Raw genomic sequence first — 20,109 nt, forward strand, 5'->3', positions numbered from 1 at the left:
TGTTCTCAAATTGCTTCATTACTTATACATAAAGCATTGCCCAGGCAGGACACACTATGGCTAAAATTCCCGTAATTACTGGTTTTGGCGGCATTAATACCGCCGGTAGAAGTTCCTTTCACCACGGTTACCGCCGTTTGATTCTGGATGCACTGAATCAGCAGCAGGCCGACCAGACCTACCGAAGCCTCGCCAGTTTAATGAAGTTGGAATTAAACGGTACCGAGCAGCAAAAACAGTTTATTCGTGACCATACCTTGATTCGCCGTATTGAAGATGAGCGTTTTAAGGTTGATGGCATTCGTATTAACAAACGTATACCGGTTAGTGTCTCTGGCGATGACTCTGCCAGCTTTATCACCAAAGCCCGTAACCTGCCTCAGCAGATTCCTGAAAACTGGAAGGTTAGCCCGATTGAAGACAAAATGGTTAAAGTCGATATCACCGGTGAAACAGAATTTATGTACCCCACCAAACGCAGTATTGCGGTTCAGGCGGCGGGGCAGTTACCCACTGGTTTTGATCCCGGCAGTTTATACCCCGCACGCAGCCACCCCCGCGGTTTGGAAATGGCAGTCTATGGTGCCTCTGATGCGGTGCGGTCCATGGGTATTGATTGGGATGTGGTTTGCCAGCACGTGTCACCGGATCAAGTGAGTGTCTACGCCGGCAGTGCTATGGGTCAATTAGATCAGCATGGTCACGGTGGTATGTTGGGGGCTCGCTATAACGATAAGCGTACTACTTCAAAACATTGTCCTTTTGGTCTGGCAGAAATGCCAGCGGATTTTATTAATGCTTATGTACTGGGCAGTATGGGTAATACCGGTACTTATGTGGGTGCCTGTGCCTCGTTCCTCTACAACCTGCGCGCTGCCGTTAGTGATATCCAAAACGGCAATGCCCGGGTGGTGGTGGTTGGCAGTAGTGAAGCCCCGGTAGAATCGGATGTTATGGAAGGCTATGCCGTAATGGGGGCGCTGGCAACAGACCAGGCCCTATTGGAACTTGATACAAAACAGGGTTTGAACAGCCCGGACCACCGTCGTGCCGCCAGACCATTTAGTAGTAACTGCGGTTTTACCATTGCCGAGTCTTCGCAATATATCGTATTGATGGATGATGCATTGGCGATGGATTTAGGTGCTACGGTGCATGGCGCGGTAACCGATGTTTTTGTGAATGCCGATGGCCATAAAAAGTCGATTTCTTCACCGGGTGTTGGCAATTACATCACTATGGCCAAAGCAGTAGCTTCCGCCCGTGGTTTGTTGGGTGATGAATCCATCAGGCAGCGTTCTTTTGTTCAAGCTCACGGTACCAGTACACCGCAAAACCGTGTCTCCGAGTCCCATATCCTTAATGAAACCGCCAAGATGTTTGGCATCGAAAATTGGCCAGTAGCGGCGATTAAAGCCTATGTTGGGCATTCACTGGGTGCTTCTCCAGGTGACCAGATAATGGCTACCCTGGGTGTTTGGTCTGACGGCATTATTCCGGGTATTAGTACCATTGATCACGTGGCTGAGGATGTTTACCAAAGCAACCTGCAAATCGGCAGCTCCCATATTGATGTCGGCGCCCGCAATATTGATAGCGCCATTCTCAACGCCAAAGGTTTTGGCGGTAACAATGCTTCAGCTACCGTTATCGCTCCCCATATTGTGGCGACCATGCTGGCCAATAAACACGGTGCAGAGGCAATGACAGCCTATAAAATCCGTAATGAAGCTGCCCTGGAACAAGCGGCAGCCTATGATGAATCTGCCCTGAGTGGCGATGCTTTACCTATCTATAAGTTTGACCACAATGTCCTGGGCGATGAGGATCTCAGCTTCTCTAGTCGTAAAATCAGCGTCCCGGGCTACGAGTTTGATATTGATCTGGACCTCACATCACCTTATGCTGAGCTGCTTTAGCGGCAGATTATTAATTATAAAAAAGGTGTACCCAACAGTGGCTTCACAGAGTCAACAGAGCAATACCAGACCCTACCTGTTAAATGTTCCCTCCCTTAACAAATCTGTCAGCCTATGGGTGCACGACCAGCGTGACCAACATGTCTCCAAGGGGATTGCTGAACAGGGCATCTGGGAAAGTTACGAAACCCAGTTATTTATGCAGCGTTTAAAGCCGGGTATTAACGTGGTTGATGTGGGTGCCAATATTGGTTACTACAGTGTTATCGCCGCTGACCAGTTAGCCGGTAGTGGATACATTGCCGCCTTTGAACCCGACCCGGAAAACTATCAACTACTCCAAAAAAACTTACAGCATAATCACTTTGATGCTATTGATGGAGGAAAGGTTGATGCGGTACATGCAGGCTTGGCAGGGCAAGATAGCGAAGGCGAATTATTTTTAAGCGATAGCAATTTTGGTGACCACCAAATTTATGACGCAGGCGAGGGCAGGGCTTCACGATCTATTCGTTTACTGAATGGTAGCGACTATTTACAGCAAAAAATCCAACATATCGATTTACTAAAAATTGATACCCAGGGGGCGGAGTCCGCAGTGATAGCCGGCTTGTTGCCCCTGTTGCAAAATAGCGGCGATAAACTCAGCATAATAATAGAGTTTTGGCCCTATGGTTTACGTCAATCAGGTTCCAGTGCTCACCAGTTGGTGGATATGTTAAGCAGCTTAAATTTGCCAATAAGAATCATTGACCATCTTGACCGTAACTTACTGCATTGCACCGAACAGCAACTCAGGGAGTGGGTAGATATGGTAGAAACCAACCCGCAAGATCAGGGGTTTATGAATATATTACTGGGGAAATAAGTCCTTCCTGAACGGTACACCCACCATCAGGAGTAATTACCCCTGAAAGCTTGATTGCGGGGTGCATAGTCACTATTATTTGCGCCCCTGCCACTCAAAGTTATCCGCCGACTCTATGGATGCCCTGACCCTACTTCACAGCCGAAATTCAGCACCAAGACTCCGTGAACCCGCCCCAGAGGGCGAGGCATTGGAGAATATGTTTAAAGCAGCCTTAAGGGCCCCAGACCATGCCTGGCTGCGCCCCTGGCGATTTTTAACCATCACTGGTGATAGCCGCCATGAATTGGGCCAGCTATTTGTAACAGCGACCCAGCGTCGTCGGGAGCAAGCCGGTGAACCGGCAATGACCGCAGAAGAAATTACCAAATTAACGGCCAAGCCATTGCGAGCGCCGTTGATAATCACAGTGATAGCCAGCATCAAGGAACACCCCAAAGTGCCCGCCGTAGAGCAGGTGATATCTGCCGGTTGCGCCGCCCATGGGCTATTATTGGCAGCCCACGCTCAAGGTTTTGCCGGTGTTTGGCGCACTGGCAGCAATGTTGCTGATCCCACCGTTATGCAGGGGCTGGGTTTACAGCCCCATGAAGAAATTATTGGTTTCTTATACTTTGGTACTGTGGATGGTAACTACAAAACTTTGCGTGAGCTAACGGTTGATGATTACAAGCAGTCCTGGAAACCCTCTAAATAATGACCTGAATACTAATAAGGAACAGTAATGATACAGCCAGAACTAACCACCTTATCGCTTGATATAACCGATCATATTGCTACCGTAACCCTCAACCGTCCCAGCAAAGCCAATGCCATGAGTGTTGAAATGTGGGATCAGCTGGAACTGTGTTTTAACTGGCTGGATGCAAACCCCGAGGTTCGCGTAGTGATCCTGGCGGGAGAGGGCAAGCACTTTTGCGCGGGGATTGATTTAGCCATGTTTGGTGGCATGGCCGGTGTCGAAGGCATTGACCCAGCCCGAGCTGCAGAATTGCTGCGACTAAAAATCCTCAGCCTGCAAGGCAATCTCACTGCCATCGAGCAGTGCAGAAAACCAGTATTGGCGGCCATTCATTACACCTGTGTGGGTGGCGGCATTGATATGATCGCCTGTTGCGATATGCGCTACTGCACGACAGATGCTTATTTCTGCATCAAAGAAATTGATATCGGTATGACCGCCGATGTCGGTACACTGCAGCGCCTGCCTTATATTATTGGTGATGGGCAGGTGCGTGAGCTGACCTATACCGGCCGCACGGTACATGCTGATGAGGCTTTGAATCTTGGGTTGGTGAATAAAGTTTACCAGGATCGCGAAGCCATGCTGGAAGGGGTTACTGAAATTGCCAGGCAAATTGCTACCAAGTCTCCCCTGGCCATTCGTGGCAGCAAAGAAATGCTGTTATACAGCCGCGACCACAGCGTCCAGGACAGCTTAAATTATATGGCCACATGGAATGCAGGCATGTTAAGCATGTCCGATGTGCTATTAACAGCAGAGGCCGCTGCCAAAGGTGAAATTCCTGACTATGAAGATTAGTCACTGAGTAAATATGTTATTTTCCTGGCCCAATAAACCTTACCTATATGATATTTAAAGGCCTCCAGCGAAGAATATGTCAATTTTGTTAAAAAAAAATGTAAATAGAGGTGGGGAAAAGCGCTCTTAAAGTGTCTTAGTGTACATAACAGAAAACAATCATCGATTGCGAGGTTATTATGTTCACTAGTACCGTTAAGGATGAACAAAACCCCCTCATGGAAGATAAGAGTTATATCGAAGGCCTCATGCAGGGTGCAGTACTCCAAGGCTACGACCCGAAGAGTATTCTGGATAGCGCCGATATTCCCTTTGAAAATTATACTAGTACAGCCGTACCACTTAGTGGCGAGGAGCTACAGCGGCTGATTCTGGTACTGCGCAATTTGATGAACGACCATTATCTGGGCTTTTTACAGGTGCCAGGTAAGCTTGAGATGGACAGTATTGCAGGCAGCGTGGCGGTCAAGGAAAAAACTCTGGGTGCAGCCATGCGTGTAATGGCCAACTTTATTAATGCAGTGCGCAGTGATGAAGAGCATGATTTGGTGATTGATAAAACAACCAGGGAGGCGACCTTGAATTTTCATTTTTCTGGCTTGACCCCCGGCGTTGATGACCGCTTACTCTACTGGTTTCGTATGTGCTGGACCTTTAAGTTTTTATGTTGGTTGGTTGGCAGAAAGCCCACCATTACCCAAGTAAGCTTTTCAGCCAAAACCCCGGTCCGGGGTTTAAATTATGAAGAAATGTTTCGTCATCAGGTCGATTTTAACCAGCCCTGCAACAGTATTACTTTTCGGCTTAAGGATTTAAGGCTGCCGGTACTGCGCAGTCAGTTGGAGTGGTCGCGGGGCCACTTTTTGTATAAACATCCCAATTGGTTTGGGGTGGCAGGGCAGGACCACAGCGTGGCGGGGCAGGTCCAAAAAATGCTGTTTGATGCTCATAGTGACGGCTGCTCCATATTGACAGCAAAAGAAGTGGCCGAAAAAATGGATATTTTGCCGCGCACATTATCGCAGCACCTGCGCAATGAGAGGGTCAACTTTCAGGCTGTACGTTCAGGTGTGTGCCTTGAGCTTGCCAAGGGTTATTTACGGCAAACTGAAATGCCGGTGAGTAAAGTGGCAGAAAGGTTAGGTTTTGTTGAGCTTAGTGATTTCACACGCTCTTTTCGTCGCTGGGCGGGCATCACTCCCACCAACTATCGCCGGCAGGTCTCACAACATTATGAAGCCTTAATGGAGCATGATGACACCATGAGCGAAGAAAAAGTGCAGACCATAGTCGCCGACATTATGGAGAACAAAGCGGTAATGAAAGTCCCAGTGAAAAAGAAAAAAACAAGAAGACAGCGTAAGCGTAAACTGGAGGCATGTTCCTGATAGTTTGAAGGTACGAAGTGCTTGTGCCTAAGCCATACCTAAGCCATACCTAAGCCATAGTACCTAGGCCATAGCGCCTATGTTTTTATTAGCTTTTATCGGTGTCTGGCTCTTCCCCAGGCTCCATAAAACGCATCACTTGCTTGTTAAAGAACTTCTTGGTTGGACGAAATACATAAGCGCAGGCAGCTGTCATCAATGAATAGAACAGTCGCTCTTCGTTATCCTGGGCAACTACAGTTACCAGGAACACAATCAGGGCAGCGGCTGCAACGGTGTATACTCCCCAGGCAATCTTGCTGTATCTGGCAAACTTAGTGTTAACGTCTTCGGTCATATTTCCTGCCATACCTTATTGTTATAAATAATAAGAGTACATCATGCCAAGTCTTTAGAAAGATGTGAAGGGGGGGCTTACAAAAAAATCAGTACTTAACCACCAAGACCGGGCAAATCAGGCTTTAGTAAGGTTTTGCAAAATGAATGATAGTTGGTGGGAAATACCGTTACATGCGTATGAGCAGGGTTTTGGGGATTGTTGGGGGCGTTGATAGCCCCCGGTCGTTTATTTATTGTATCTGTTATCCGATTCTTCTAGTTCATCCCAATCTTCCTTTTCTCCCTCTCTATTTTTCTCTGCCTGAACTCGCCGGTAGATCTCCTCCCTGTGAACCGATATTTCCTTGGGGGCATTGATGCCTATTCGTACCTGGTTGCCCTGAGTTTCAAGCACCATAACAGTAATGTCATCGCCTATACGAAACTGTTCGCCTATTCTACGAGTTAAAATCAACATGGGTGTAGCTCCTTTCCTTTGCGTTTCGGATTAATTTCCTTGAGTTTTTATAGTAGGACTTTTTTGGGATTAATGACATTGTGGTGATTATCAGAAAACCTGTGGAATTCCTCTATTGAAATGTCAGTTTTTTGCTTGTCAAAAATGTTAAATTTTCATGTAATAACTGTTAAATGAAGAGGTTTTTTCTGAAAAAAACATCTCTAATATTTTAAAAAACAACTTGGAAAAACCTTCATGTTTATGTATCTTCCTGCGCTCAACAAATGGTTTTACGGATATAGAAATTTTTTTAAAGTTGATTGGATGGCTACCTGGTTTTTATAGTTATCAAAACAGATAAGGGGGAGGTATGACGAAGTCAGAAATCATAGAATCAGTATCTACTGGTGGTATTCCACTTTATAAATACGGGGAAGCCTGTTGGGCGCTGACTCGGCATCAGGCGCTAATCGCCCTGCGTAAACTTAAGCCAACTAAGGTTGGCGTAGTAGGTGGCGATATGTACCAATTGGTTGAAGGCAAGTTAGAGCCCAATGGTGATAGCTGGTATTTTGCAAAGCGGCATAAAGAATCTGATGAAGCCTACTCCCGGCGTACCATTGATGGCACCAGACGTTATATTTTGATGTATGAAAACTTTGGTGTTGATGATACCTACTTCACGCTGATTCTTGAAGGAGTAAAAAACTGCTAGCTCTGTTATCGTAGGTGCCAATAACCAAGCATTGGGAACCCTATGAAATTATCAGCCTTTGGAAAAAAGTTTTCCGGCGAGTCCGGTATTGTTGAGTTAATGGATGACCTGGGCTCAGCACTGAATGAAAACCCCGATATGATCTTTATGGGTGGCGGCAACCCCGGGCGTCTGGTAGAGGTTGAAGAAGCCTTTCAAAAACGGCTGCAAAGCATCATCGCCAACCCCTCCCAGCGCCACAGCCTGTTCGGCATCTACCAGTCACCCCAGGGCGAAAGGGAATTTCGTGACCAGGTTGCGCAATTTCTAACAAAGCAGTTTGGCTGGAAACTCACAGGCAACAATATCGCCGTATCTAACGGTAGCCAGTCTGCCTTCTTTGTATTGTTCAATATGTTCGCCGGCCCCATGCCGGACGGCAGCCACCGCTCCATTCATCTACCCCTGGCCCCTGAATATATCGGTTATGCCGATATTGGGCTAAGCGATAATTTCTTTACCGCCACCCGCCCCAGTATCCAACTGCTAGAAGATAATCTATTTAAATACCGTGTAGACTTCTCCCAGCTACAACTGGACCAGCAGGCCGCAGCCTTATGCGTTTCCCGCCCCACCAACCCCACCGGTAATGTATTAACCGACAACGAAATCGCCCACCTCGACGAAATCGCCCAGGCCCATAATATTCCCTTTATTATCGACGGCGCTTACGGCTTACCGTTCCCCGGTATTTTATTTAACCAGGCCAAACCCCATTGGAATGAAAATACCATCCTGGCCTTAAGTCTCTCTAAACTCGGCCTGCCCGGCGTGCGCACCGGTATTATCGTAGCCAGCGAAGAAGTCATTCAGGCCTATACCAATGCCAATACCATCGTTAGCCTCGCCTGCGGCAACCTTGGCCCGGCACTGGCGATGGAAATGTTCAAAACCGGCGAAATCCTTTCCCTGACTCGGGACCATGTAACCCCTTTCTACCGCGACCGCTCCCGGCAAACTGTGCAGTGGTTTAGAGAACAATTGGGTGATTTGCCTTTTCATATTCACAAACCAGAGGGAGCAATTTTCCTTTGGCTATGGTTTGAAGGTCTGCCCATTACCTCGCAAGAGCTTTATGAGCGCTTAAAAAAACGTGGCGTGTTAATTGTGCCGGGGCAAAACTTTTTTGTCGGCATTGAAGACGACTGGTCTCACCAGCATGAATGTATCCGTGTTTCCTATGCGCAGGATGCCGCTACGGTGAAGCGTGGTGTCGAGATTATTGCGGAAGAAGTTGCCAGGGTTTATGCATAAATCATTTGGTTTAATTGTTTAGACTGGTATGGGTTTTTATAGCAGTAGCCAATAAAAGACAACAGAACTAAATGTCAAAAGTGTTAAATATTTTTGACTTTTGATACAAAATTATTTCCTGAATATAATGCTTTTGCATTAGCCCTCATGTCTCTTCGACGTATTTATATTGATTCCCTGATTTTTGGCTACAGCTCACGCGCCATATGACCATGTCAAAAATGTTAAATTTTAGTGTGCGTTTTGCCCTAGATTTCCTGCCTATTCTATTTACGATGCTCCCTCCGTTATTCACAAACGGCATTTTCCTGGTTCTTCAAGGGTTGATTTGTTATAGGGATTTTTATAAATGGATAGTCCAGAAAATAAAGGCAATTATATTACGGTCAGAATCGTCTGCTTGATTGTAGTGGTTGCAGTCTTATTCGTTGTCATCTGTTTTAGTCTTTTGGGTGGTGGTATTGATGGTGAAAAACCATCTACCAATCCTACTGTTGCCTATAAGAAACTAACGGAATACATAACTCCAAAAACTCCTTCCCGCTTTTTAAATCAACTAATGCACCACATTTAGGCCGCAGCCCCAGTATGGTCCGCTATGGTATTGCCCACAATTCAAAACTGGGCTCTGTCCAGACATTATCAATACGGCCTGCTTATTATGATAGCCTCGATGCAGAGGAGGGGCATATTGCCAATGCCCAGTTATCAATGATGGAGATGGATTTTGGGCTGCTCCATAACAGTCAATCACTATATCTTCGCAGTTTGGATTTAATAAATATTGAAAGTATCAGTAATCAAAGAACAGGGCTTCCCGCCGATAATGGCCGGGCTTGGAAGATCAAGGTTAGTATTGAGCAGGCTTTTCTGGATTGTAAAAATTGCCTCACCCCAAAACTGCAGGGTGATATAGGTATGGGCGCACCTATAGGTAAGCGGCTTTTTATTAGTACTTATGCTGGGTTGGCGCTGCAAGATAATAAAGACTCTGCGGGAGCGATCTTTCCAAAGGCGAGTGCTGCAGCTAATTTAACCTTGTCAACTAAGATAAAGCTCCGAGCAGCAGTAGAGCATCGTAGGCATATAGGCGGCGATGAAAAATTCCAGACACTAGCTTCTTTAAAACTTCGATACCGGTTTAAGCCTAATCTTGATGTCCGCCTGAGTTACACCAAGGATCGATCTGAGGAGTTAAGTTTGGCAACTTCTTTTTACTGGTAATAGGACAGGCACTCAATAATGGTTTGATTTTTTAAGCCAGCTTTCAATACTTCCCCAACTATCCCTTTCAACCAGTGTTTAAACTGGTACGACGATCATACCAATGCTAGTCTGCCCTCGCGTTGGCTCAGGAGTTTTTGCCTTTCAGTAAGTAGCTAGCCACTGCCACGGAACCTGGCGTTATGCCGGTGTGTGGTTGTTATATCTAAAAAGGGAGATTGATCAATGAAACTTAAGGTAATTATTTTTGTAGTTCTCACAATGGGTGCTTCTGTAGCCTCTGCCCAGGAAGACGAAAAAACAGGTGGTTTTTGGGGCGGTTTCGATGCTTTGCTGTATAAGGTTGATGAAACATCGGCCCAGGTTAACCAGCTTAGCGAGAGGGTGAATACTTCTGCTAAGACTATAAAGCAAACCAACCAGACGATTAATGATACTAAAAAAAATGTTAAGGACGCCACTTCAGGTGAAGGCGTGGATGTTATTGAATAAGGGCTAACTGGTCACCACCAAGTAGCACACCAGCTGCTTACGCCCACCCTTTTTAATCATATGTTGTAAATCTACACAATAATGGGCGGGGTACTGTTTAAATGGTACCAGAGGCCGGACTCGAACCGGCACACTATTGCTAGCGGGGGATTTTGAATCCCCTGTGTCTACCAATTTCACCACTCTGGCACTGAGGGTATAAATTCCATTGAGTTGGTTATCGTAGTTTTGAGTCTTTCAAAACACGTCGCAGTTTGCCTTTGGAGGGGTCACATTGAGCGCGGCATTATAGCAATGTGACCATAAAGGTCAAAGGCTTTCCCGGTTATTCTAAGTTGTTCAAAAATAAGCCATTCCACTGGTCTGGATAGGGGTTTTACGATACCCTTGCGCGCTTGTTAGTTAGCCTATATACAACCCCATGCAATTATCTGATTTCCATTTCGAATTACCCGATGCCCTAATCGCCCGTTACCCCATGCCTGAGCGCACGGCCAGTCGTCTATTGGTGCTGGATGGTGCCACGGGGGGCATTCAACATCAGCAGTTTACCGACTTGCTGGACCTGTTGAATAAAGGCGATTTGCTAGTCTTTAATGACACCAAGGTATTGCCTGCGCGTCTGTGGGGTAAAAAGTCCACGGGTGGCCGTATCGAGATACTGGTTGAGCGGGTGTTGGATGAAAACCGTGTGCTGGCCCATATGCGTTCCAGCAAGTCGCCCAAGGCCGGTGCCGAGCTGCATTTAGTGGCCGATCAAGACAGTGATGAAGTTCTGGCTAAAATCGAAGTGTTAGGCAGGCAAGAGGCGTTATTTGAATTGCAGTTTACTGAAGGGGGCAATGCCCTTGAGGTAATGAATGCGATTGGCCATATGCCATTGCCGCCCTATATTGATCGCGCCGATGAGCTGGATGACCGGGAGCGTTATCAAACGGTTTTTGGTAAGCGAGAAGGGGCGGTAGCAGCACCGACGGCCGGTTTGCATTTTACTGAGGACTTTATTGGCCAGTGTCAGGCTAAAGGTGTAGATACCACTTTTGTGACCTTGCATGTAGGGGCGGGTACCTTTCAGCCAGTACGGGTTGATAATATTACCGAGCATAAAATGCACGCAGAATATATCGAAGTCTCCCCAGAGGTTTGTGAGCAGGTCAAAACCACACGAGCCAATGGCGGGCGAGTTATTGCGGTGGGCACCACATCCGTTAGAAGTTTAGAGAGTGCTTCGCAAAGTGGTGAATTGCAGCCCTTTAGTGGCGACTCGGAAATTTTTATTTACCCCGGTTATGATTTTAAGTCGGTTGATGCCATGGTGACTAACTTTCATTTACCGGAATCTACCTTGATCATGTTGGTTAGCGCCTTTGCCGGTCAAGACAATGTGTTAGCGGCTTATGGTGAGGCCGTAGATCAACAGTACCGTTTTTTCAGTTATGGTGATGCCATGTTGGTATTACCTTCTGCTACAACTAGTGAGAATTAAATGACCCGTGAATGTGCAATGAAGTTTGAGCGCGAAGGCAATGATGGCAAAGCCCGTCGTGGTCGCATTACGTTTCCCCGTGGCACTATAGAAACGCCAGCCTTTATGCCCGTGGGTACCTACGGTACGGTTAAAGGGATGTTGCCCCGTGATATTGAAGAAATCGGCGCAGAAATTATTCTGGGTAATACTTTTCACCTTTGGTTAAGACCAGGTACTGAAGCGGTTAAGCAGCATGGTGAAGATAATAGCGGCACCCTGCATGATTTTATGAATTGGGATAAACCTATCCTAACCGACTCCGGTGGTTTTCAGGTTTTTAGTCTTGGCGCATTGCGCAAAATTACAGAAGAGGGTGTTTCATTTAGGTCGCCTATCGATGGTTCTAAGGTATTTCTCGATCCTGAAACTTCGATGCAAGTACAAAGAGATTTAGGCTCCGATATCGTTATGATATTCGACGAGTGCACGCCCTTTCCCGCGACTCACCAGGAAGCCAAAGACTCTATGGAATTATCCCTGCGCTGGGCGCAGCGTTCAAAAGATGCCCATGGTGATAACCCGTCAGCCTTATTTGGTATTGTGCAGGGAGGTATGTATGAAGATTTGCGTAAGCAATCTATGGCGGGGCTGGCAGAGATAGATTTCGACGGCTTTGCTATCGGTGGTTTATCCGTGGGTGAACCCAAAGAAGATATGATGAATGTACTGGATGTCGTCGCTCCTGAAATGCCGGAAGATAAGCCCCGCTATTTAATGGGCGTTGGCACGCCGCAGGATTTACTAGAAGCCGTAATGCGCGGTGTAGATATGTTTGACTGTGTAATGCCAACCCGTCATGCTCGCAATGGCCATTTATTTACTTCCGAGGGAGTGGTGAAAATTCGCAATGCCAAGCATAAAACCAGCAACCAACCCCTTGACCCTAATTGCGATTGTTATACCTGCAAAAACTTTAGCCGCAGTTATTTGCACCATTTGGATAAATGCAAAGAGATGTTGGGCGGCACCTTAAATACCATTCATAACCTGCGTTATTATCAAAAGCATATGCAAAATATTCGCGAAGCTATTGAAGAGAATCGCCTCGAGGATTATGCCGCAGAATTTTATGCCGCCCAGGGCATAGCCGAAGCCGATCAAAATCCTGTTGTCTAACCCCAACACCATTGTTTGGTGGATTGCAATCCGCCCTACGGTTTTGGTGTTTTGCGGATGACTTTTGTTATGGTGTTGGGAAGTTTAAAATTTTTGCATTTAAAGATGCGTTAGGATTAGCGAGTGCGGTGGTTTGTTGTGGCCGTTGTACGGCCTGCCTGAGTTCTTCTAGAGAGTTGTGCATCATTTCAGAGAGGCGAATGCAGGCGGCGAGTGGTGTTTTGGATAATTTACAGGTGGTATCTATTTGAAATTGTAAGCCCCTTAAGCGTTGGCGAACGGACTCAGGCGCCGAGTTGATCGTTTTCATGGCGAGCTGGCTTCGTATTTCTTCCAGTTGCTCGGGGTCGTTTAGTGCGAGGTCGAGCAGTGTGTCAAAGTTCGGCATTTTCTGTTTCATTGGTACACCCTTTAACAGTAAAGCTAAAATCTGTTTTTTCTCGATAGTAACCCCATTTTGAATATGAGTATATTCATGTGTTAGGACAGATTTGTGGGGGAGTTATTTCATTTTTTATTATTATTATAAAAAATATGAACTTATCTTCGTTTTCAAGAAAAAGCTTTAAGTTTAAGGTATCGTTCTTTCGCATAAAAAGCGATGATTTGAAGGTGTTGGCTGGCTGTTTAAGAGGGGGCTGAGTGTATAATCCACCCCCAGTCCGTCCCCAGTCCGTCATTCCCGCGAAGGCGGGAATCCAGTGCTGTCAATTTCCGCAGCAGCGGAAATAACAGTATTAGCATGCAGGCTGGATTCCCGCCTTCGCGGGAATGACGTTGTTTTGGGAATGACGTTGTTTTGGGGGTAGCGTTGTTTCGTGGGAATGACGAATGTTTATTTAACCGGGGTGTTTAGTGATTTACAGTCTTGATGGTGTAAAAGTCAGTTTTAAAGGCGATGCATTTGTTGCCGACAATGCCACCGTGGTTGGCAATGTGAGTGTCGGTCATGATGCCAGTATTTGGTTTAATGTGGTGATTCGTGGCGACAACGAATTAATTACTATTGGCGACCAAACTAATATTCAGGATGGTAGTGTGATGCATACCGACCCCGGTTGCCCAATCACTTTAGGTACCGGCGTAACGGTGGGCCATAAAGCCATGTTACATGGTTGTACCGTTGGCGATTATAGTTTGATTGGGATTAACGCCGTGGTATTAAATGGTGCCAAAATTGGCAAGCATTGTTTAATAGGTGCCAATGCCCTGGTTAAAGAAAATATGGAAATCCCCGATGGCTCTATGGTGCTGGGTTCCCCTGCCAAAATAGTCAAACAACTCTCTGAAGAGCAGCAGGCGGGTCTTGAGTGGAGCGCCAAACACTATGTAGAAAACGGTCGCCGTTTTGCTAAAGGTTTAAAACAGGAAAAATAACTACCATGAGTGAACAAGTCGTCGATATAAAATCCCCCTGTGTTTCAGTGTGTGTATTAAGCGAAGAAGATATTTGCGAAGGCTGTTACCGCAGCGCACAGGAAATTACCGATTGGTCGGTATTATCCGTGGAGGATAAGCAGGTGGTCATGGGGAATGTTAAACAGCGCTTTAAGCAACTCAATAAACACTTATTATTATAGGGATTGCATAGCTTCCCCTACATTTGCCCCTTATCCCGGTTGGCATTAAGTGCCGCCACAAAGGCATTGGCCGCATTGCTCAGGCTGCGGTTCTGGTGAAATACATAGCCCAGTGTCCGCTGCAATTTAATATCCGCAATATCCAGTGTTGTCAGTCCCTCATCAATCATGGTGTGGGGCAATACACTCCAGCCCAGCCCAATCGAAACCATCATTTTAATGGTTTCCAGATAATTGGTTTCCATCGACACATCCAGTTTTAAGCCGTGCTTTTGGAACAGGGCCTTAATAATTTGCCCGGTATAGGTATTAAGGCCCGGCAAGATAGCGGTGAACTGGCTAAGGGTTGAAAGGTTGACGCTATCCAATACCGCCAAGGGGTGGTCAGGGGCAATAACCACCACTAAGTCATCCTGCCAAACCGGTTGCCGCATTAAGGGGCTACTTTCAGTGGGGTCTAAGGTCACCACCCCCAGTTCAATACGCCCATGCATCACTTGCTCATAGGCTTCTTCCGAATCCATAAAATCAATATCGAAATGCACCTTGGGATAGCTGTTGTTAAAGGCTTGTAATACCGGTGGCAGGCGGTGCAGGCCGATATGGTGGCTGATACCGATGCTTAGTTCGCCACTGATCTCACCCTGTAAATCAACAATGCTGCGTTTGGCTTCTTGTACCGCATTAAGAATACGTTCAGCTCTTGGCAGCAGGGCGGTGCCTGCTTCCGTCAGTTGTACTGTTCTGCTAATACGGTCAAATAACTTACAGCCGAGTTGGCCTTCCAAAGCTGCAATGCGCTTGCTTACCGCTGGCTGGGTAATATGGAGAGTCTCGGCTGCATCCGAGAAGGATTTTGACTCGGCTACTTCGACAAAGGCCTGCAGATTCTGGGTGTCCATGGGGTATTTAAACCTGTAATGCGTTGATGATTAGGGATTTTATAGGATTCCTATTAGTTATCCAATCTATAAAGAATATGAATTTGTTTTATTGGAGTGAGGGGCCTAGAATTCGTCAACGTATAAAAGCCCAACCAGTGGGTAGCAACTGGAATCAAATGCCGAGGTGACAAATGGCTGGTAAAACCCTTTATGACAAGTTGTGGGACGCCCACTTGGTCAAGCAACGGGATGATGGAACCGCATTAATCTATATTGACCGTCAATTAGTCCACGAGGTGACTTCACCCCAGGCCTTTGAAGGTCTTAGATTGGCTGGTCGTCCTCTATGGCGCAGCGATGCCAACCTCGCAACCCCAGACCATAATGTGCCGTCTTTAAAGTCGGAGCGCGATGGCGGTGTAGCCGGTATCGTTGAAGATATTTCCCGTATCCAGGTGCAAACACTGGATGATAACTGTGATGAATTTGGTGTTACCGAGTTTCAGATCAACGATGTCCGTCAGGGTATTGTGCACGTTATTGGACCTGAGCAGGGCGCTACCTTGCCGGGTATGACGGTTGTCTGTGGCGATTCTCACACTGCAACACACGGCGCTTTAGGTGCTTTAGCTCACGGTATCGGTACTTCAGAAGTTGAGCATGCCCTGGCTACCCAGTGTTTGATCCAGAAAAAAATGAAAAATATGCTGGTTAAAGTCGAGGGTGAGTTAAACCCCGGTGTTACGCCAAAAGATGTGATTCTCGCCATTATCGGTGAGATTGGTACCGCAGGTGGTAACGGTCACGCCATTGAGTTTGGTGGCAGCGTATTCCGCAATATGTCGATGGAGGGCCGTATGACCGTTTGTAATATGGCCATCGAAGGCGGCGCCCGTGTTGGTATGGTCGCCGTTGACCAAACCACACTGGACTATGTTGAAGGTCGTCCCTTCTCACCTAAGGGTGAAGATTGGGATAAGGCGCTTGAGTACTGGCATACGTTGCACAGTGACGATGATGCCGTATTCGACCGGGTGGTTGAAATCGACGCTGCCGCTATTGTTCCTCAAGTTACCTGGGGCAATTCTCCGGAAATGGTGACCGGCGTAAACGGTACTGTCCCCAAGCCAGATGATATTGCTGATCCCAGCCAAAAAGCCGCTATAGAACGCGCGCTTGACTATATGGGTTTAACCGGCGGTATGTCGATTACTGATATCAAATTGGATTGTGTCTTTATTGGTTCATGTACCAATTCACGTATTGAAGATTTACGGGCAGCAGCCTCTGTTGCCAAAGGCAATAAAGTGGCGGACACCGTTAAGCGTGTCTTGGTGGTTCCCGGTTCGGGCCTGGTTAAAAAAATGGCTGAGAAAGAAGGTTTGGATAAAATCTTTTTAGACGCCGGAATGGAATGGCGCGAGCCCAGTTGTTCCATGTGCCTGGCGATGAATTCCGATAAGTTGGGTGAGGGCGAGCACTGTGCATCAACCTCAAACAGAAACTTTGAAGGTCGTCAGGGCTTTGGTGGACGTACTCATCTGGTTAGCCCTGAGATGGCTGCCGCCGCTGCCATTGCCGGACATTTTGTTGATGTCCGTGATGTTATCAACGCCTAAGGGAGAAATATGATGAAAAGCTTTACTACAGTAACAGGTGTTGTGGCGCCAATGGATCGCGCCAATGTTGATACCGATATGATTATGCCCAAGCAGTTTTTAAAATCTATCAAGCGCTCGGGTTTCGGTCCGTTTATGTTTGATGAGCTTCGTTACCTGGATGTGGGTAAGCCTGATATGGATTGCTCAAAGCGTGCAAAGAACCCTGACTTTCCGCTTAACTTTGAGCGCTATCAGGGGGCAGAAATTTTATTGGCCCGTGAAAACTTCGGTTGCGGTTCCAGTCGAGAGCACGCGCCATGGGCGATTGAAGACTACGGCTTCCGCGCAATGATCGCTCCAAGCTTTGCCGATATCTTTTTTAATAACAGCTTTAAAAATGGTTTGCTGCCCATCGTATTGGATGCGGCTATTGTTGATGAATTGTTTAAAGAAATGTATGCCACCGAAGGCTACCAGCTAACGGTTGATTTGGAAGCGCAGCTTATTCGTAAGTCTAATGGCGACGAAATCCCTTTTGAAGTTGATGCCTTTCGTAAGCACTGCCTATTAAATGGTTTGGATGATATCGGTATTACCTTGCAAGACGCCGATGCCATTCGTAAGTTTGAAAAAAACTGGCAGCAAAAATCACCCTGGTTGTTTGATGCTATGCAATAAAGGAAGTAGGAATATGAGTAGAAAAGTATTAGTAATTTCTGGTGATGGTATTGGCCCTGAAATCACCGCCGAAACGCGCAAAGTTTTAGAGGTTGTCAATTCGCGTTTTGATTTGGGTATGGAATTTGATGAGGCCCTATTAGGTGGTGCGGCTCTTGATGCTACCGGTATTCCCATGCCCGACGAAACTTTAAGCAAGGCGCAGGGCTCCGATGCGATTTTATTTGCTGCCATCGGCGGTCCCCAGTGGGATGATATTGGCCGCGATTTGCGTCCCGAGAAAGGCCTGTTGCAGTTCCGTTCAGCGCTGGAATTATTTGGTAACTTGCGCCCCGCGATTTTATACCCGCAATTGGCCGATGCCTCTTCATTAAAACCTGATGTGGTTTCTGGTTTGGATATTTTAATTGTCCGGGAATTAACGGGCGGTATTTACTTTGGTGAACCCCGTGGTATTCGCACCCTGGAAAATGGCGAGCGAGAAGGGTACAACACCTACAAATACAACGAGACTGAAATTCGTCGCATCGGTGCCATGGCGTTTGAAGCGGCACAAAAGCGCGGTGGTAAATTGTGTTCAGTGGATAAATCCAATGTACTGGAAGCCACTGTCTTGTGGCGTGAAATTATGGAACAAATGGCACCGGATTATCCCGATGTTGAATTGACCCATATGTATGTCGACAATGCTGCCATGCAGCTAGTGCGTGCGCCAAAACAGTTTGATGTGATAGTCACCGGCAATATGTTTGGTGATATTTTATCGGATGCGGCGGCCATGCTTACCGGTTCTATCGGTATGCTGCCATCGGCGGCGCTGGATAAGAATGGCCGTGGTATGTATGAACCTTGTCACGGTTCTGCACCGGATATCGCCGGTGAAGGTAAAGCCAACCCACTGGCGATGATTTTGTCAGCGGCGATGATGTTGCGTTACTCCCTTGATGCCGTCGAAGCGGCTGATGCCGTTGAGAAGGCCGTGGGTGATGTGTTGGATCAGGGTTTAAGAACCGGCGATATTTATTCCGAAGGCACCCAGTTGGTCAATACCAGCACCATGGGTGATGCCGTTGCTGCCGCTTTGCAGGCTTAGAATTAATGAGTGAGTTAGAGATTAGAGTTATGAAAAAAGTAGGTTTTGTAGGTTGGCGCGGAATGGTTGGTTCCGTATTAATGGAACGCATGCTGGCTGAGGGTGATTTCAAGCATATTGAAGAGCCGGTATTTTTCACAACCTCCAATGCGGGTGGGCAGGGGCCTGATATCGGTGTGGATATTCCACCGTTAAAAGACGCCAGCGATATTGATGAGCTAAAGGCTATGGATGTGATTATCTCCTGCCAGGGTGGTGATTACACCAAATCCGTTTTTCCTGCGCTACGCAATGGCGGTTGGGACGGTTACTGGATAGATGCTGCCTCAAGCTTACGGATGGAAGACGATGCCCTGATTATTCTTGATCCGGTGAATATGGATGTGATCAAAGATGGGCTTGCCAATGGCATTAAGAACTTTATTGGTGGTAACTGTACCGTCAGCCTGATGTTAATGGCCATGGGTGGCTTATTTCGTGAAGGCCTGGTCGATTGGGCTTCCGTTATGACTTACCAGGCGGCCAGTGGTGCCGGAGCGCAAAATATGCGCGAGCTGATTAAGCAAATGGGTACCATAGAAGATGTTGTGGTGGATGAGTTAGCGAATCCCGCCAGTGCCATTTTGGATATTGACCGCAAAGTGGCTGCCTCTATGCGCAGTGCTGAGTTCCCCACCGACAACTTCGGTGCTCCCCTGGCTGGCAGCCTGTTACCGTGGATTGACAGGCAGGTAGAAAATGGCCAAAGCCGTGAAGAATGGAAAGGGCAGGCGGAAACCAACAAGCTGCTGGGAGCTTCTTCTATCATTCCTATTGATGGCTTATGTGTCCGAATTGGCGCTATGCGCTGTCATAGCCAGGCATTAACAGTAAAGCTTAGCCAAGATGTGCCGATGGATGAGATAGAGTCCATGCTGGCCGCTGCCAATGATTGGGTGAAGGTCGTGCCAAACGAGCGCGAAGTCACTCTGCAGGACCTAACACCGACGGCAGTAACCGGTTCATTGTCAGTCCCTGTGGGTCGTTTGCGCAAAATGAATATGGGCCCAGAGTATCTATCGGCTTTTACCGTCGGTGACCAGCTTTTATGGGGGGCTGCAGAGCCCCTTAGACGGATGTTGCGTATTCTGATTGAGGCCTAGGCTTACCGTTCCAATTTCTCTTCTTGCCGGCTAGGGAGTCTCGATTTTCCACTCGCATTCGTCGATTTGTGCACCAAGTCTGAAAATGCGGAAAAAGAGGCTTCCAGCCCCTTCTTCCCACGGGTTGGATTCTTGCTAAAAAGCTATTTCTAACTAATACTTACGTGGAATAGTAGATACGTATTCTAGCTTTGTTTGCTAACTAACCAGCTAGGCAGATTTGAAGTAGCCGGGGCGTAATGCCGCGGCTGTTTGCTAATTTAAGTG

22 protein-coding genes and 1 tRNA gene are annotated in these 20,109 nt (G+C 47.1%); 18 read left to right on the forward strand and 5 right to left on the reverse strand.

Going from position 1 to position 20,109, the window contains the following annotated elements:
* The first annotated feature begins 56 nt into the window (after positions 1–56).
* The 5 genes from P8H32_RS01295 (at position 57) to P8H32_RS01315 (ending at position 5,718) form a co-directional block, all read left to right on the forward strand.
* Complete coding sequence (locus P8H32_RS01295) at positions 57–1,919, forward strand: beta-ketoacyl synthase (RefSeq protein WP_301088253.1); 1,863 nt, start codon at positions 57–59, stop codon at positions 1,917–1,919.
* A gap of 37 nt (positions 1,920–1,956) precedes the next feature.
* On the forward strand, positions 1,957–2,787 hold the full coding sequence (locus P8H32_RS01300) for an FkbM family methyltransferase (protein ID WP_297293187.1): 831 nt from the start codon (positions 1,957–1,959) through the stop codon (positions 2,785–2,787).
* Positions 2,788–2,902: 115 nt separating this feature from the next.
* Entirely contained in the window at positions 2,903–3,484 is a 582-nt protein-coding gene (locus tag P8H32_RS01305) for a nitroreductase family protein (RefSeq protein WP_301088254.1), read from the forward strand.
* A 27-nt stretch (positions 3,485–3,511) separates the two neighbouring features.
* Entirely contained in the window at positions 3,512–4,330 is an 819-nt protein-coding gene (locus tag P8H32_RS01310; RefSeq protein ID WP_297291148.1) for a crotonase/enoyl-CoA hydratase family protein, read from the forward strand.
* Between the two features lie 179 nt (positions 4,331–4,509).
* Positions 4,510–5,718: an AraC family transcriptional regulator gene (locus tag P8H32_RS01315; protein ID WP_297291147.1), complete on the forward strand. Its 1,209-nt coding sequence runs from the start codon at positions 4,510–4,512 to the stop codon at positions 5,716–5,718.
* Positions 5,719–5,806: 88 nt separating this feature from the next.
* Here P8H32_RS01315 and P8H32_RS01320 read toward each other — a convergent pair whose 3' ends face one another.
* Together P8H32_RS01320 and csrA are read right to left on the reverse strand one after the other, a co-directional pair.
* Positions 5,807–6,055 (reverse strand): hypothetical protein, encoded by a 249-nt coding sequence (locus tag P8H32_RS01320; RefSeq protein WP_297291146.1) that lies wholly within the window; start codon positions 6,053–6,055, stop codon positions 5,807–5,809.
* Between the two features lie 228 nt (positions 6,056–6,283).
* Positions 6,284–6,514, reverse strand: a complete 231-nt coding sequence (gene csrA, locus P8H32_RS01325) for a carbon storage regulator CsrA (RefSeq protein ID WP_301088255.1) — start codon at positions 6,512–6,514, stop codon at positions 6,284–6,286.
* A 352-nt stretch (positions 6,515–6,866) separates the two neighbouring features.
* On the opposite strand from csrA, the gene imm40 reads away from it, so the two are divergent.
* The 5 genes from imm40 (at position 6,867) to P8H32_RS01350 (ending at position 10,220) form a co-directional block, all read left to right on the forward strand.
* Complete coding sequence (gene imm40 / locus P8H32_RS01330) at positions 6,867–7,211, forward strand: Imm40 family immunity protein (RefSeq protein ID WP_297291144.1); 345 nt, start codon at positions 6,867–6,869, stop codon at positions 7,209–7,211.
* 42 nt (positions 7,212–7,253) lie between these two features.
* The gene (locus tag P8H32_RS01335; RefSeq protein ID WP_297291143.1) at positions 7,254–8,504 is read left to right on the forward strand and encodes a valine--pyruvate transaminase; all 1,251 of its coding nucleotides are present in this window, start codon (positions 7,254–7,256) and stop codon (positions 8,502–8,504) included.
* 349 nt (positions 8,505–8,853) lie between these two features.
* The gene (locus tag P8H32_RS01340; protein ID WP_301088256.1) at positions 8,854–9,078 is read left to right on the forward strand and encodes a hypothetical protein; all 225 of its coding nucleotides are present in this window, start codon (positions 8,854–8,856) and stop codon (positions 9,076–9,078) included.
* Positions 9,079–9,092: 14 nt separating this feature from the next.
* Positions 9,093–9,728, forward strand: a complete 636-nt coding sequence (locus tag P8H32_RS01345; protein WP_301088257.1) for a hypothetical protein — start codon at positions 9,093–9,095, stop codon at positions 9,726–9,728.
* A gap of 225 nt (positions 9,729–9,953) precedes the next feature.
* Complete coding sequence (locus tag P8H32_RS01350) at positions 9,954–10,220, forward strand: hypothetical protein (protein WP_301088258.1); 267 nt, start codon at positions 9,954–9,956, stop codon at positions 10,218–10,220.
* 102 nt (positions 10,221–10,322) lie between these two features.
* Here the strand turns inward: P8H32_RS01350 and P8H32_RS01355 are convergent.
* Positions 10,323–10,409, reverse strand: a tRNA-Leu gene (locus tag P8H32_RS01355).
* Between the two features lie 232 nt (positions 10,410–10,641).
* Between P8H32_RS01355 and queA the strand changes: the two genes are divergently transcribed.
* Together queA and tgt are read left to right on the forward strand one after the other, a co-directional pair.
* The gene (queA, locus tag P8H32_RS01360; protein WP_301088259.1) at positions 10,642–11,706 is read left to right on the forward strand and encodes a tRNA preQ1(34) S-adenosylmethionine ribosyltransferase-isomerase QueA; all 1,065 of its coding nucleotides are present in this window, start codon (positions 10,642–10,644) and stop codon (positions 11,704–11,706) included.
* Between the two features lie 18 nt (positions 11,707–11,724).
* On the forward strand, positions 11,725–12,864 hold the full coding sequence (gene tgt, locus P8H32_RS01365) for a tRNA guanosine(34) transglycosylase Tgt (RefSeq protein ID WP_301088283.1): 1,140 nt from the start codon (positions 11,725–11,727) through the stop codon (positions 12,862–12,864).
* 67 nt (positions 12,865–12,931) lie between these two features.
* Here the strand turns inward: tgt and P8H32_RS01370 are convergent, their stop codons facing one another.
* Positions 12,932–13,264 carry a DUF3135 domain-containing protein gene (locus P8H32_RS01370; RefSeq protein ID WP_297292450.1) on the reverse strand — a complete coding sequence of 111 codons (333 nt, stop codon included), beginning with the start codon at positions 13,262–13,264 and terminating at the stop codon, positions 12,932–12,934.
* Between the two features lie 455 nt (positions 13,265–13,719).
* On the opposite strand from P8H32_RS01370, the gene P8H32_RS01375 reads away from it, so the two are divergent.
* Both P8H32_RS01375 and P8H32_RS01380 read left to right on the forward strand, forming a co-directional pair.
* Positions 13,720–14,241 carry a gamma carbonic anhydrase family protein gene (locus tag P8H32_RS01375; RefSeq protein WP_297293568.1) on the forward strand — a complete coding sequence of 174 codons (522 nt, stop codon included), beginning with the start codon at positions 13,720–13,722 and terminating at the stop codon, positions 14,239–14,241.
* A gap of 5 nt (positions 14,242–14,246) precedes the next feature.
* Positions 14,247–14,444, forward strand: coding sequence for a DUF1289 domain-containing protein (locus P8H32_RS01380; protein ID WP_301088260.1), 198 nt, complete (start codon positions 14,247–14,249; stop codon positions 14,442–14,444).
* A 17-nt stretch (positions 14,445–14,461) separates the two neighbouring features.
* On the opposite strand, the gene P8H32_RS01385 is transcribed toward P8H32_RS01380, so the two are convergent.
* On the reverse strand, positions 14,462–15,346 hold the full coding sequence (locus tag P8H32_RS01385) for a LysR family transcriptional regulator (RefSeq protein WP_297293572.1): 885 nt from the start codon (positions 15,344–15,346) through the stop codon (positions 14,462–14,464).
* A gap of 173 nt (positions 15,347–15,519) precedes the next feature.
* Here P8H32_RS01385 and leuC point away from each other — a divergent pair, with 173 nt between their 5' ends.
* Genes leuC through asd form a run of 4 tightly spaced genes read left to right on the forward strand, consistent with a single transcriptional unit; the run spans position 15,520 to position 19,842 of the window.
* The gene (gene leuC / locus P8H32_RS01390; protein WP_297293574.1) at positions 15,520–16,947 is read left to right on the forward strand and encodes a 3-isopropylmalate dehydratase large subunit; all 1,428 of its coding nucleotides are present in this window, start codon (positions 15,520–15,522) and stop codon (positions 16,945–16,947) included.
* 12 nt (positions 16,948–16,959) lie between these two features.
* Positions 16,960–17,607: a 3-isopropylmalate dehydratase small subunit gene (leuD, locus tag P8H32_RS01395; RefSeq protein WP_301088284.1), complete on the forward strand. Its 648-nt coding sequence runs from the start codon at positions 16,960–16,962 to the stop codon at positions 17,605–17,607.
* Between the two features lie 13 nt (positions 17,608–17,620).
* Positions 17,621–18,700, forward strand: coding sequence for a 3-isopropylmalate dehydrogenase (gene leuB / locus P8H32_RS01400; RefSeq protein WP_297293576.1), 1,080 nt, complete (start codon positions 17,621–17,623; stop codon positions 18,698–18,700).
* A 29-nt stretch (positions 18,701–18,729) separates the two neighbouring features.
* On the forward strand, positions 18,730–19,842 hold the full coding sequence (gene asd / locus P8H32_RS01405; RefSeq protein WP_301088285.1) for an aspartate-semialdehyde dehydrogenase: 1,113 nt from the start codon (positions 18,730–18,732) through the stop codon (positions 19,840–19,842).
* Positions 19,843–20,109: the final 267 nt, after the last annotated feature.

Source organism: Oceanicoccus sp. (assembly GCF_029238675.1).
In the GTDB taxonomy this organism is placed as follows: Bacteria; Pseudomonadota; Gammaproteobacteria; order Pseudomonadales; family Dasaniaceae; genus Oceanicoccus.

Coding starts and splice junctions, on each gene's coding strand:
- P8H32_RS01295 (WP_301088253.1), top strand. CDS start 57: ATGGCTAAAATTCCCGTAATTACTGGTTTTGGCGGCATTAATACCGCC.
- P8H32_RS01305 (WP_301088254.1), top strand. CDS start 2,903: ATGGATGCCCTGACCCTACTTCACAGCCGAAATTCAGCACCAAGACTC.
- P8H32_RS01310 (WP_297291148.1), top strand. CDS start 3,512: ATGATACAGCCAGAACTAACCACCTTATCGCTTGATATAACCGATCAT.
- P8H32_RS01315 (WP_297291147.1), top strand. CDS start 4,510: ATGTTCACTAGTACCGTTAAGGATGAACAAAACCCCCTCATGGAAGAT.
- P8H32_RS01320 (WP_297291146.1), bottom strand. CDS start 6,055: ATGACCGAAGACGTTAACACTAAGTTTGCCAGATACAGCAAGATTGCC.
- csrA (WP_301088255.1), bottom strand. CDS start 6,514: ATGTTGATTTTAACTCGTAGAATAGGCGAACAGTTTCGTATAGGCGAT.
- imm40 (WP_297291144.1), top strand. CDS start 6,867: ATGACGAAGTCAGAAATCATAGAATCAGTATCTACTGGTGGTATTCCA.
- P8H32_RS01335 (WP_297291143.1), top strand. CDS start 7,254: ATGAAATTATCAGCCTTTGGAAAAAAGTTTTCCGGCGAGTCCGGTATT.
- P8H32_RS01340 (WP_301088256.1), top strand. CDS start 8,854: ATGGATAGTCCAGAAAATAAAGGCAATTATATTACGGTCAGAATCGTC.
- P8H32_RS01345 (WP_301088257.1), top strand. CDS start 9,093: ATGGTCCGCTATGGTATTGCCCACAATTCAAAACTGGGCTCTGTCCAG.
- P8H32_RS01350 (WP_301088258.1), top strand. CDS start 9,954: ATGAAACTTAAGGTAATTATTTTTGTAGTTCTCACAATGGGTGCTTCT.
- queA (WP_301088259.1), top strand. CDS start 10,642: ATGCAATTATCTGATTTCCATTTCGAATTACCCGATGCCCTAATCGCC.
- tgt (WP_301088283.1), top strand. CDS start 11,725: ATGAAGTTTGAGCGCGAAGGCAATGATGGCAAAGCCCGTCGTGGTCGC.
- P8H32_RS01370 (WP_297292450.1), bottom strand. CDS start 13,264: ATGAAACAGAAAATGCCGAACTTTGACACACTGCTCGACCTCGCACTA.
- P8H32_RS01380 (WP_301088260.1), top strand. CDS start 14,247: ATGAGTGAACAAGTCGTCGATATAAAATCCCCCTGTGTTTCAGTGTGT.
- P8H32_RS01385 (WP_297293572.1), bottom strand. CDS start 15,346: ATGGACACCCAGAATCTGCAGGCCTTTGTCGAAGTAGCCGAGTCAAAA.
- leuC (WP_297293574.1), top strand. CDS start 15,520: ATGGCTGGTAAAACCCTTTATGACAAGTTGTGGGACGCCCACTTGGTC.
- leuD (WP_301088284.1), top strand. CDS start 16,960: ATGAAAAGCTTTACTACAGTAACAGGTGTTGTGGCGCCAATGGATCGC.
- leuB (WP_297293576.1), top strand. CDS start 17,621: ATGAGTAGAAAAGTATTAGTAATTTCTGGTGATGGTATTGGCCCTGAA.
- asd (WP_301088285.1), top strand. CDS start 18,730: ATGAAAAAAGTAGGTTTTGTAGGTTGGCGCGGAATGGTTGGTTCCGTA.